This is a genomic window from Saccharopolyspora sp. 6V, from assembly GCF_020176785.1.
GTDB classification, from domain to species: domain Bacteria; phylum Actinomycetota; class Actinomycetes; order Mycobacteriales; family Pseudonocardiaceae; genus Saccharopolyspora_C; species Saccharopolyspora_C gregorii.
This window is the reverse complement of sequence record NZ_JAIUKB010000192.1, coordinates 1-11,789: the sequence shown is the minus strand read 5'-3', so window position 1 is coordinate 11,789 and position 11,789 is coordinate 1. Positions and strand designations below refer to the sequence as shown.

General features: G+C 71.2%; 10 protein-coding genes and 1 tRNA gene. 6 read left to right on the top strand and 5 right to left on the bottom strand.

Going from position 1 to position 11,789, the window contains the following annotated elements:
- Positions 1-247: 247 nt before the first annotated feature.
- The 4 genes from LCD35_RS28575 to LCD35_RS28560 all read left to right on the top strand — a co-directional run bounded on the left by LCD35_RS28575 (position 248) and on the right by LCD35_RS28560 (position 4,934).
- The gene (locus LCD35_RS28575) at positions 248-1,144 is read left to right on the top strand and encodes a class I SAM-dependent methyltransferase (RefSeq protein ID WP_224962929.1); all 897 of its coding nucleotides are present in this window, start codon (positions 248-250) and stop codon (positions 1,142-1,144) included.
- A gap of 105 nt (positions 1,145-1,249) precedes the next feature.
- Positions 1,250-2,200, top strand: a complete 951-nt coding sequence (locus LCD35_RS28570; RefSeq protein ID WP_224962927.1) for a GNAT family N-acetyltransferase — start codon at positions 1,250-1,252, stop codon at positions 2,198-2,200.
- A 32-nt stretch (positions 2,201-2,232) separates the two neighbouring features.
- Positions 2,233-2,871: an ATP-binding cassette domain-containing protein gene (locus tag LCD35_RS28565; protein ID WP_224962925.1), complete on the top strand. Its 639-nt coding sequence runs from the start codon at positions 2,233-2,235 to the stop codon at positions 2,869-2,871.
- Positions 2,868-4,934 (top strand): YhgE/Pip domain-containing protein, encoded by a 2,067-nt coding sequence (locus tag LCD35_RS28560; RefSeq protein ID WP_224977447.1) that lies wholly within the window; start codon positions 2,868-2,870, stop codon positions 4,932-4,934. Before LCD35_RS28565 ends, LCD35_RS28560 begins: the two co-directional genes overlap by 4 nt.
- Before the next feature lie 64 nt (positions 4,935-4,998).
- Here LCD35_RS28560 and LCD35_RS28555 read toward each other — a convergent pair whose 3' ends face one another.
- Complete coding sequence (locus LCD35_RS28555; protein ID WP_224962931.1) at positions 4,999-5,412, bottom strand: VOC family protein; 414 nt, start codon at positions 5,410-5,412, stop codon at positions 4,999-5,001.
- Positions 5,413-5,706: 294 nt separating this feature from the next.
- Positions 5,707-8,397: a DNA polymerase I gene (gene polA, locus LCD35_RS28550; protein WP_224965947.1), complete on the bottom strand. Its 2,691-nt coding sequence runs from the start codon at positions 8,395-8,397 to the stop codon at positions 5,707-5,709.
- A gap of 105 nt (positions 8,398-8,502) precedes the next feature.
- On the opposite strand from polA, the gene LCD35_RS28545 reads away from it, so the two are divergent.
- Entirely contained in the window at positions 8,503-8,901 is a 399-nt protein-coding gene (locus LCD35_RS28545) for a PaaI family thioesterase (RefSeq protein WP_224962942.1), read from the top strand.
- Position 8,902: 1 nt separating this feature from the next.
- Here LCD35_RS28545 and LCD35_RS28540 read toward each other — a convergent pair whose 3' ends face one another.
- Positions 8,903-9,514 (bottom strand): ANTAR domain-containing response regulator, encoded by a 612-nt coding sequence (locus tag LCD35_RS28540; protein ID WP_224962936.1) that lies wholly within the window; start codon positions 9,512-9,514, stop codon positions 8,903-8,905.
- A gap of 292 nt (positions 9,515-9,806) precedes the next feature.
- Here LCD35_RS28540 and LCD35_RS28535 point away from each other — a divergent pair.
- Positions 9,807-9,883, top strand: a tRNA-Leu gene (locus tag LCD35_RS28535).
- A gap of 114 nt (positions 9,884-9,997) precedes the next feature.
- Here the strand turns inward: LCD35_RS28535 and LCD35_RS28530 are convergent.
- A complete protein-coding gene (locus LCD35_RS28530) occupies positions 9,998-11,419 on the bottom strand; it encodes a tyrosine-type recombinase/integrase (RefSeq protein ID WP_224962938.1) in 1,422 nt (473 codons plus the stop codon).
- Complete coding sequence (locus LCD35_RS28525) at positions 11,416-11,586, bottom strand: AlpA family transcriptional regulator (RefSeq protein WP_255615740.1); 171 nt, start codon at positions 11,584-11,586, stop codon at positions 11,416-11,418. The genes LCD35_RS28530 and LCD35_RS28525 overlap by 4 nt, the downstream gene beginning before the upstream one ends.
- Between the last annotated feature and the right edge of the window lie 203 nt (positions 11,587-11,789).

Sequence of the window (11,789 nt, the reverse complement as noted above, 5' to 3'; positions counted from 1 at the left end):
AAACCACCCAACACGCCAGCGCCGCCCCCCCCCTTTTAAACCCCGCAGGGGCCCACCCACCGTGGGTGTTTGCGGGGCGCGGGCGGGGGGGGGGGGGGCCCCCCCCCCGCGGAGCCGGTCCCGGGCGTCTTTCCCCAGCCTGAATGCACGGACGCGTTAAGACCCACGGCGCGGGCGGTATCGTACGCGTTCGCGCGATCGCGGAGCAAACCACTTGTCGGCGAAACACCGAACCACAGGACTTCTCATGCCGCACGACGATTCGGCCGCCCCCGAAATTTCACTCGATCCGGCGACGGAAGACCAGCCGGACGGCGGTTCCGCGCACGCCTCCGCGGAGCTGGCGCTGGGCACCGCGGGTGTGAGCAAGCGCACTGCCGACGCGGCCGAGTCCCGGCGGGCGAGCCGGCTGTGGTGGGACGCCGACGCCGACGACTACCAGGCCGAGCACGGCGAGTTCCTGGGCACCAGCGACTTCGTGTGGTGCCCCGAGCGGGTCCGGGAGGCCGACGCCCGGCTGCTCGGCGACGTCGCGGGCGAGCGGGTGCTGGAGGTCGGGGCGGGTTCCGCCCCCTGCTCGCGCTGGCTGGCCGCGCAGGGCGCGCACCCGGTGGCGCTGGACATCTCCGCCGGGATGCTGCGGCACGCGCGGCGCGGCGCCGCCGACAGCGGCATCGAGGTGCCCCTGGTGCAGGCCAGCGCCGACGCGCTGCCCTTCGCCGCGGACAGCTTCGACCTGGCCTGCTCGGCGTTCGGCGGCGTGCCGTTCGTCGCCGACGTCGGCGCGGTCTTCCGCGAGGTCGCGCGCGTGGTGCGCCCGGGCGGGCGCTGGGTGTTCGCGGTGACGCACCCGATGCGCTGGATCTTCCCGGACGATCCCGGGCCGGGTGGGCTCACCGTCGCGCAGTCCTACTTCGACCGGACGCCCTACGTGGAGATCGACGGGGACGGGCGCGCCACGTACGTGGAGCACCACCGGACGCTCGGCGACTACGTGCGGGAGCTGAACGCCGCGGGCCTGCGGCTGCTCGACGTCGTGGAGCCGGAGTGGCCCGCCGGCGCCACGCACACCTGGGGGCAGTGGAGCAGCCTGCGCGGGAAGCTCTTCCCCGGTACGTCGATCTTCTGCTGCGAACTGGCCTGATCTCCGCGGGCGACACGCCCCCGTCGCGCCGTTCGGGCGCGGTGATCGTCGCGGGCTGCCAGAATCCTGGTCGCCCGGCGGCTAGGCGAAGGGGTGGCGGCGCACATGGGTGACGCGCAGGACCTGCTGGACCGGCAGTGCGCGCGGTTCGCCGCGCTGGACCACCGGCTGCCGGAGCGGTACCTGCTGCCGAAGGGCGATCCGCTGCTGGCGCGGCTGCCGGACGGGACGGCGGTCGCCGGGCTGGTCGCGCACACCCGGAACCCGCCGGGGTCGGCGCAGAGCCTGTGGCAGGCCACCGATTCCTTCGAGCTCTTCCCGCTGCTCGGCGAGCACCCGGGCGCGGGGATGGCCGCCCTCCTGGCGGAGTGGCGGAGCCGCTTGGCCGCGCACGGGGCCCCGGCCGAGGACTCGTCGTGCGTGGTGACCTGGCCGAGCCGGGACGCGGAGGCGTCGCGCGCGCTGCTGGACCACGGCTTCGTCCCGCTGTCCTGCCTGGCGATCCGACCGCCCGCCCCGCCTGTCGCACTAGATACGAAACTGTCTGGTACCGTAAAGGTGCGCCGCGCCGAACCGGCCGACCTGGACGCCGTGGTCGAGCTCGCCCTCGCCGAGCACGCCTACGCCGCCCTCGTCGGCGCATCGGTGCACCGCCCCCGGACGGCCGAGCTCAAGCGCAACGCAGCGCGCCTGCGGCTCGCCGCCGGAAGCGGACCCGGAGGCGACCCGGTGTGGCTGGCCGAACAGGACGGCACACCGGTCGCACTCGCCGAGTGCGGCTGGATCGACCCCGACCGCCACTCCGGCGGCCACCGGCTCCGATCCGGCCGGTGGGCCTACGTGAACTGCGTGTCGGTGCACGAACGGGCCCGCGGCGGCGGCGTGGGACAGCGGCTGATGGCCGAAGCGCACGCGGAGTTCGCGCGCGCCGGGGTCGTCGGCAGCTTCCTCTACTACAACCCGCCCAACCCGCTGTCGTCGGTGTTCTGGCCCCGCCAGGGCTACCGGCCGCTGTGGACGATGTGGGAGGTGCGCCCGGCAACGGCGCTGCGCTGACCCCCACCGCTGTGAAGGAGTCGAGACGACGCGTGGAGATCGTCGCTGACGCAGTCGAGGTCACCGGGGCGCACAGCACGCTGCTCGCCCCCACCTCGCTGCACGTGAACAGCGGAGACCTGCTGGTGGTCACCGGAGAACCCCACTCCGGCCACACCGCCCTGGCCCTCGCCCTGTCCGGCCGGCTCAAGCCGAGCCGCGGCCGCGTCCTCGTCGACGGTGCCGACGACCCGAGGGCGCTGCGCCGCCGGGTCGCGATCGTCGACGGACCGGAGATCACCGAGCCCGAACCGAGCGTGCCCGTGCGCACCGCCGTCGCCGAAGGCCTCAGCATCGCGGGCCGCCGCTCGGGCCGGTCCGCCGTCCGGACCTGGCTCGCCGCCCACGACCTCACCGAGCACGCGGGCACCCGGGTGGAGAACCTGCCCGCCGCCGAGCGGACCCGGCTGCTCGTCGACCTGGCGTGCGCGGCGAAGACCACCGACGCGCTGGTCCTCGACACGCCCGACCGGCACGGCGGCGACCCCGGCTCCTGGTACGAGCTGGCGAAGCGGGAGGCCCGCAGGCAGCGCGCGGTCGTCGTGCTCTGCTCGCCGCACACCGCCGACCGGCTCGCCGTCCCCCATGCCCGAGTGGGCGCGGACAACCGCGCCGAAGAAGGTGCCCGATGACCACGTTCCGCCTCGCCCTGACCGAACTGCGCAGGCTCACCTCCGGCAAGCTGCCGCGGCTCGCGCTGGTCGCCATCACCCTGGTTCCGCTGCTGTACGGGGCGATGTACCTGTACGCGAACTGGGACCCGTACAACCGGCTCGGCGACGTGCCCGCGGCCGTCGTCGTCGACGACGCGGGCGCCACCCGGGAGGACGGCAGCAGGCTCGACGCCGGGGACAAGGTCTACGACGAGCTGGAGGACTCCGGCTCCTTCGACTGGCAGCGCACCGGCGCCGAGGACGCCGAGCAGGGCGTCGCCCAGGGCCGCTACACGTTCGCGCTCGTCGTGCCGCGCGACTTCTCCGCGGCGCTGATGTCGCCCGGCGACTTCGAACCCCGGCAGGCGCAGCTGCGGCTGGTCACCAACGACACCAACAACTACTTGATCTCCACGATCGCCGACAAGGTCGCAGGCGAGGTGCGCAAGGCCGTCGCCGCCGACGCGGGCACCGAAGCCGCCGACCAGCTGCTGCTCGGCTACGGCACGGTGCACGACAAGACGCTGGAGGCCGCCGACGGCGCGGGCAAGCTCGCCGACGGCGCCGGGCGGCTGCAGGACGGGCTCGGCACCGCTGAGGAGGGCACCGGGCAGCTGTCCTCCGGCGCGCACCAGCTGCTCGACGGGCAGCGGCAGCTGCTGGACGGCTCCGGCAGGCTCGCCGACGGGACCGGACGGCTCGCCGACGGTGCTCAGCAGCTGCGCGGCGGACTCCAGCAGCTGCAGGAGCGCACCGCGCCGCTGCCCGAGCAGTCCGCGAAGCTCGCCGACGGCGCCGAGCAGGTCGCCCAGGGCAACGAGAAGCTCGCCGACACCGCGGGCAAGCTCGGCGACGTCTCGCAGGGCTTCGTCGACGACCTGGAGCAGACCAAGAGCCGCATCGCCGAGCAGCTGCGCGCCACCGGCGCCGACGAGCAGACCGTGCAGCGGGTGCTCGCCCACCTCGACGAGCTCAACCAGCCCATCACCGACGCCAACGACAAGGTGCAGGCCCAGATCGGGCAGATCGACGAGCTCGCCGACGGATCGCGGCAGGTCGCCGACGGGAACCGGAAGCTGGCCGACTCCACGCCCGCGCTGACCGGTGCCATCGGGCAGCTCAACGACGGCGCGGGCACCCTCGTCGGCGGCGGCGGTGAACTCGACTCCGGCGCCCGGCAGCTGCACCAGGGCGAGCAGCAGGCCGTCACCGGCACCGAGGAGCTCACCGACGGCGCCGACCGGCTCGCCGACGGATCGCACCAGCTCGCCGACGGTTCCGGGCAGCTCGTCGACGGATCGCACACGCTGGCCGACGAGCTCGGCAAGGGCGCGCAGGACATCCCCGACCTGGACGACGCCACCAGGGAGGACACCGCGCGCACCATCGGCGACCCGGTGGCGGTGAACAACGACGCGCAGGTCAAGGCCGCCACCTACGGCGCGGGGCTCGCCCCGTTCTTCATGGGGCTCGCGCTGTGGATCGGCGGGTTCGTGCTGTTCCTGATCATGCGGCCGCTGTCCCAGCGCGCGCTGGCCTCCGGGGTGGCGCCGTGGAAGATCGCGGTCGGCGGGTGGCTGCCCGCCGGGATCGTGGGCATCGCGCAGGCCGTGCTGCTGTACCTGGTCGTGGTGTTCGGCGTCGGGGTGAGCCCGGCGCACCCGTGGCTGACGCTCGGGTTCCTGGTGCTGACCTCGTTCGCGTTCACCGCCGTGGTGCACGCGCTGAACGCGGCGTTCGGGCCGAAGGGCAAATTCATCGCGCTGATCGTGCTGGTGCTGCAGCTGGTCACCGCGGGCGGCACGTTCCCGTGGCAGACGATCCCGGCGCCGCTGCACCCGCTGCACCAGGTGCTGCCGCTGAGCTACGTGGTCACCGCGCTGCGGCACCTGCTCTACGGCGGGCCGGGCCTGGAGGCCGCGGGCACGTCCGCGCTGGTGCTGATCGCCTACCTGGTGGCGGGGCTGCTGCTGAGCACGATCGCCGCCTGGCGGCAGCGGGTGTGGACGCCCGGCCGGTTGAAGCCGGAGCTGTCGTTGTGACCCGAGGGTGAGCGGAGGGGCCGTCGAGCAGTGCGCTCGACGCCCCCTCCTCCGTTCCGGGTGCTCACTCCGCGCCGGAAGCGGCCTCGGCTTCTTCGTCGTACCGGGCGATCTCGATCAGGTTGCCGTCGGGGTCGCGCAGGTACAGCGAGGTGATCGGGCCGGATGTTCCGGTGCGCCCGACCGGGCCCTCCTCGATGCGCACGTCGTTGGCCCGCAGGTGCTCCTGCACTTCGCTGATGGGCTGCTCGGTGACGAAGCAGAGGTTGGCCGAACCGGGCACCGGGTGCGTCGCGGTGGGCTCGACCAGCTCGCTGGCGGCATGCAGCTTGATGGTCTGCTGACCGAAGCTCACCGCACGCCGGTCACCGGGGAAGGTCACCGTGCGCATCCCGAGGATGCGCTCGTAGAACTCTGCCGCCCGATCGACATCGGCCACGGTGAGCACCAAGTGGTCCACTCTGTCGATGTTGATCATTTTCCTCCTCCGGGAACTCCGCCCCGGGTCCGCCGTGCGCGCCGCGCGCCGGCTCGTCGGCATCCGCTGTTCCGCGAAGTAGGCAGGCTATCCCGGCTATCACCCGAAAGGTCCAACAGGGGCCCGCCTCGTTCACGTTCCGGCCATCTCAGTGGCTGGGACGTCCGCGGCGCCGGAGAATGATCGTTTCGTGACCGAGCCGCAATCTCCGCAGCTCGGAGACCATGCCGCCGGCATATGCCAACGGTGAGGGCGTCGCCCGCCGCGCGACGGCCGGCGCCTCCCGCCGTGCACTCAGTGTGCGGCCGAGTCCCAGGAACGGCCCGCGCCCACCGACACTTCCAGCGGTACCTCCAGCGGGTAGGCCGAGCCCATCTGCTCCCGCACGATCCGCTCCACCTCGGCGCGTTCCCCGTCGACCAGTTCGATGATCAGTTCGTCGTGCACCTGCAGCAGCATCCGCGACCGCAGGCCCGCCTCGGCGAGGGAGCGGTGCACGCCCAGCATCGCCACCTTGATGATGTCGGCGGCGCTGCCCTGGATGGGCGCGTTCAACGCCATCCGCTCCGCCATCTCGCGGCGCTGCCGGTTGTCGCTGAGCAGGTCCGGCAGGTAGCGGCGGCGGCCGAGGATCGTCGAGGTGTAGCCGTCCTCCCGCGCCTGCGACACCACCTCGTGCAGGTAGTCCCGCACCCGGCCGAAGCGGGCGAAGTAGGCGTCCATCTGCGCCTTCGCCTCTTCCGCGGAGATCCGCAGCTGCTGGGCCAGCCCGAACGCGGACAGCCCGTACGCCAGCCCGTAGGACATGGCCTTCACCCGGCGCCGCAGCTCCTGGTCCACCTCGCCGATCGGCACGCCGAACGCCTGCGAGGCCACGAAGTTGTGCAGGTCCTCACCGGAGCGGAACGCCTCGATGAGCCCTTCGTCGCCGGACAGGTGCGCCATGATGCGCATCTCGATCTGGCTGTAGTCGGCGGTCAGCAGCTCCGAGTAGCCGGAGCCGACCACGAACACCTCGCGGATCCGGCGCCCCTCCTCGGTGCGGATCGGGATGTTCTGCAGGTTCGGGTCCGTCGAGGACAACCGGCCGGTGGCGGCGATGGTCTGGTTCAGCGTGGTGTGGATGCGCCCGTCGTCGGCGACGGACTTCACCAGGCCCTCCACCGTGGTCTTGAGCCGGGTCGCGTCGCGGTGCTCCAGCAGGTGCTGCAGGAACGGGTGCTGCGTCTTCTCGAACAGGCCCTGCAGCGCGTCGGCGTCGGTGGTGTAGCCGGTCTTGGTGCGCTTCGTCTTCGGCATGCCCAGCTCGTCGAACAGCACCACCTGCAGCTGCTTCGGCGACCCGAGGTTGATCTCCCTGCCGATGACGTCGTAGGCCTCCTGCGCGGCCTGCTTGACCCGGCCCGCGAAGTGCGCGCCGAGCTCGTCGAGCAGGTCGGCGTCCACAGCGATGCCCGCGGCCTCCAGCTCGTCGATGACGGCCAGCAGCGGCAGCTCCAGGTCGGTGAGCAGGCCGCGGCTGTCGATGCGCCCCAGCTCGGCGTCCAGCGCGTCCGCGAGCTCACCGACCGCGCGGGCCTTCACGAGCTCGGCGTTGGCGGCGTCGGCCTTGTCCTGCTCCTCGTCGGCGAGCAGCGACAGCTGGCCGTCGCCGCCCTCGTCCTCGGCGCGCAGCTCCCGCTGCAGGTAGCGCACCACCAGGTCCGGCAGGTCGAAGGACCGCTGGCCGGGGCGCACCAGGTAGGCGGCGAGCGCGGTGTCGCTGGTCAGCCCGGCGAGCGTCCAGCCGCGGCCGCGCAGCGCGTGCAGCGGGCCCTTCACGTCGTGCGCGGCCTTCGGCAGCGCCGGGTCGGCCAGCCACTCCCCCAGCGCCTTGTCGTCGTCCGCGTTGAGCTCGGTCACGTCCACGAAGGCCCCGGCGCCGTCGGCGTCGGCCAACGCGATGCCGGCCAGGTCACCGGCGCCGGTCGTCCAGGTGCCGCTGAACGCGAGCCCGACGCGGCGGCCGTCCCGGGCGTGCCGGTCGAGCCACCCGGCGAGCTCACCGGTGTCCAGCGCGCCGCCGGAGACCTCGAAACCGTCCTCCACCTCGGGTTCGGCGGCGGACAGCGTGCTGAACAGCCGCTCCCGCAGCACCCGGAACTCCAGGTCGTCGAACAGCTTGTGCACCGCGTCCCGGTCCCACTGGGCCAGCACCAGGTCGTCCGGGGTGACCCCGAGCGGCACGTCGTGCTCCAGCTGGGTCAGCTCCCGGTTCAGCTGCACGGACGCGAGGTTGGTCCGCAGCGCCTCGCCCGCCTTGCCCTTCACCTCGTCGGCGCGGTCGATGAGCCCCGCCAGCGAGCCGAACTGCTGGATCCACTTCGTGACGGTCTTCTCGCCGACGCCCGGGATCTTCGGCAGGTTGTCCGACGGGTCGCCGCGCAGCGCCGCGAAGTCCGGGTACTGCTCGGGCGACAGGCCGTACTTGTCCTCGACGGCCTGCGGCGTGAACCGGGTGAGCTCGGAAACGCCCTTCGTCGGGTACAGCACCGTGACCCGGTCGGTCACCAGCTGGAGCGCGTCGCGGTCGCCGGTGCAGATGGCCACCGAGAAGCCTTCGCCGGTGGCCTGGGTGGTGAGGGTGGCGATGACGTCGTCGGCCTCGTAGTTGTCCTTGCTCAGCACCGGCACCGACAGCGCGCCCAGCACGTCCTGGATCAGGCTGACCTGGCCCTTGAACTCGTCGGGGCTGGCGCTGCGGTTCGCCTTGTAGTCGGCGAACTTCTCGCTGCGGAAGGTCTTGCGGGACACGTCGAACGCGACCGCGAAGTGGGTCGGCTGCTCGTCGCGCAGCAGGTTGATCAGCATCGAGGTGAAGCCGTAGACCGCATTCGTGTGCTGGCCCGTGCCGGTCTGGAAGTTCTCCTTCGGCAGGGCGTAGAACGCTCGGTAGGCCATGGAATGGCCGTCGATCAACAGCAGACGTCGGTCTTCGGAAGCCATCACGTCGCGGGAGTCTAGGCTGAGCCACCGACAGCGCGTGCGGCGAGGCACGAGGAGGGGTGGACCGTGACGGCGACCGAGAACGAGCAGCCCGCGAACGACTCGATGGCGCTGGTGCTGAACCCGGAACCGGGCCAGTTGCAGCACCGGATGGGCATCGAATACCTCGAATACTCACCCGAACGTGTGGTCGCGACGATGCCGGTGGAGGGCAACAAGCAGCCCTACGGACTGCTGCACGGGGGCGCGAACGCGGTGCTGGCCGAATCGGTCGGTTCCATCGCCTCGGCGCTGCACGCGGGAGAAGGCCGGATCGCGGTGGGGCTGGAGCTGTCCTGCACGCACCACCGCTCGGCCACGGAAGGCCTCGTCACCGGCATCGCCACCCCGTTGCACCGGGGCCGCAGCACGGCGACCTACGAGATCGTCATCACCGATGAGCAGGGCAGGCGCACCTGCACGGCACGCCTGACCTGCGTCATCCGCGACCAGCCCGCGGGCTGAGTCACTCCAGGTTCTCGAGCACCGCCTGGGCCACGGCCTTCATCGTGGTCCGGCGGTCCATCGCGGTCCGCTGCAACCAGCGGAACGACTCGGGTTCGGAGAGGTTGTGCTTGCTCATCAGCAGGCCCTTGGCGCGCTCGATCGTCTTGCGCGCTTCGAGGCGCTCGCTGAGGTCGGCGACCTCGGCCTCCAGCGCCTGCACCTCGGTGAAGCGGGACACCGCCAGCTCGACCGCGGGCACCAGGTCGCGCTTCGCGAACGGCTTGACCAGGTAGGCCATCGCCCCCGCGTCGCGCGCCCGCTCCACCAGGTCGCGCTGGCTGAACGCGGTCAAGATCACCACGGGCGCGATGCGCTCGCCCGCGATGTTCGACGCCGCCTCGATGCCGTCCATCTTCGGCATCTTGATGTCCAGGATCACCAGATCGGGCCGCAGCTCCTCGGCCAGCCGCACGGCCTCTTGCCCGTCCCCGGCCTCACCGACGACCTGGTACCCCTCTTCTTTGAGCATCTCCACCAGGTCGAGCCTGATCAGCGCCTCGTCCTCTGCCACGAGCACGCGACGTTCGACGGGCTTGGCCTCGCTTGGGTCCTCGGCAGCCGGCGTGGTCACCGGGTCCTCCTGGGGTAGTTCTGACACGGTCCAGTGCGGTCCCGCACCGGGAAAAACCAGCTTACCGGCCGGGCCCTCCAGCTGAGATGACCAGGGAGGGTGACCATCCCGACACCCGTTTCCGACAGGTCACATCGGCGCGACGCCCACATGGTGGGCGGGCTGCCGGCCAGGCGAACCGAACGGCACCACTGAGGCGTCGGCACCAGCGGACAGGGCAGTGGAAGACGCCCGCCCAGACCGCCCCGCCGCCGCGCAGTGATCACCGGTCCGGTAAACTTCGGCTCGCTCAGCCCCCGTAGCCCAATCGGCAGAGGCGGCGGACTCAAAATCCGTACAGTGTCAGTTCGACTCTGACCGGGGGCACCATGCCTAACCAGGCCCGCAAGGCCTTTCACCAGGCGTTTTACGCGAGAGGCCATGCGGGCCTGATGTGCGGTTGTCCCCGGCTGCTACGGCTGTCTGCGGCCAGCTACGGACGATTCACGGACACGGCCGCGCCTGCTGCATACCGAAGCTCAGGGCTTCCTCGATGCGGCGCCGGGCGCTGTCCTCCTGCCCGGCGAGCACCTTCGCGTAGACCTGGTGCAGTACGGCGACCGAATGCCCAGCCCACTCGGCCACCTGAGTCGACGGCACCCCGCTGCCGAGCCACGTCGACACGCACGCGTGCCGCAAGTCGTACGGGCGACGAGCCAGCACTGAGGCGTACTCCTCGGCGGTGAACACCTTCTGCCGTGCTTTGTCCCACACCCTGGCCGCGGTCGACTCAGCGAGATCGCCGCCCGTCAAGCTGCGAAACAGCCGTCCGTCTGCGGTCGTGCCGAACCGCGCCAGGTGTCCATGCAGCAACTCGGTCAGCTCAGGCGGACACGGAACCGGCCGCACCTCTCCTACCCCGCGCTGCTTGAGGTGGCGCCGGTCGCGCCGCTGCCCGGAGTCCGTCCACGCCCCGCCCGCGGTCGGCGCAGTCTGCGACACCAGCAGCTCGCCCCAACCACTGCTCGGGAGGCGCAGATCTGACTTGCGCAGCATCGCGGCTTCTTCCGGACGCAGGGCCGAGTAGTACATGACCCCGAAGAACGCCACCAACCCCGGTCCAGCCGACCTGCGTGGCTGCCCGTCGACTCGCTGTTCCCCTACCTTCGCCAGCAACTGCCGTGCCTGACGCGGGTTGATCACGACGCGCTTGTCGATCGCTTTCACCTCCTTCGGCGGTGTCCACTTGATCCGCGAAAGCACGTTGTTCTGCAACACCCCGAGTTCGACGGCGTACTCCAGCGCGTTGTGGAAGACCGCACGCTTGCGCGCGAACGTCTTGGCACCGGCGGGCTTCCCGTCCATGCGCCGGGCCAGTTGCTCCAGCACGCGCCGCATCAGCGCCGGGTCGTCCAACTTCGACATCGCGACGGTGTTGGCCTCCAGCCACCGCAATGCGCGGGCGATCTCCACCGGCTTCGCGTCGTCGCGCTGTTTGGTGTTGAACAGCCATCGTGTCAACGTCCGGCGCATCACCTGGTCGTCTGGCCTGCCGCGCTCGCTCGTCAGCAGTACCGGAGTCACCGTCGCCAAGGTGTCCGCGATGCCCGCCCTCGACTTCGCGGCCGCGCGGGTCCACTTGAGGTCGACATACCGCTGCGAGAACTCGAACCAGCTCATCTGGTTCGCAGACTTCCGGGCCATCGACACCGGAAGCCCCGGTGCGTCGACGAGGAACGCCTCTCCTCTGCTCGCCGCGGTTACGAGCTGGGCGTGGAAGCTGCTCGCCAGTGTCTTGCCTTTGAACGACTCGTGGTGTTCGTGTGTGCCGACACGCCATCGGACACGGTAGCTGGTGACTTTGCCCTGAGCGTTCTTGCGGGCGGTGATTCGCCAGATGTGGACGTTGTAGCTGGTCTCGGTCATGCGGCGTCGGCCTCCAGGGTGTTGAGCCAGGTGTCGAAGTCGGTGCGCTTGATGCGCAGGGAGCCGTTCGGGAGCCGGATGCATTTCGGGCTTCGTCCTTTGGCGCGCCAGTCGTCGAAGGTCGATCGGGAGATGGCCATCTCGTCGCAGAACTCGGGAACGGTCATCCATGTACCGCTGCGGCGGGTCGGCATGGTTCCTCCTGTTCAGGCCGCGATCGGCCGGGTAGAGGTTTCGTGGCAGTCGAGGCATTGGCCTTCGAGGGGGCGGGTGTGGGGGATGCGGTAGCCGACGTCGCGGTGACAGGTGTCGCAGACGCGGTGGGCGCGGTTCATGGCTTGGATGGCGCGGCGTTGGGCGAGGGTGGGGG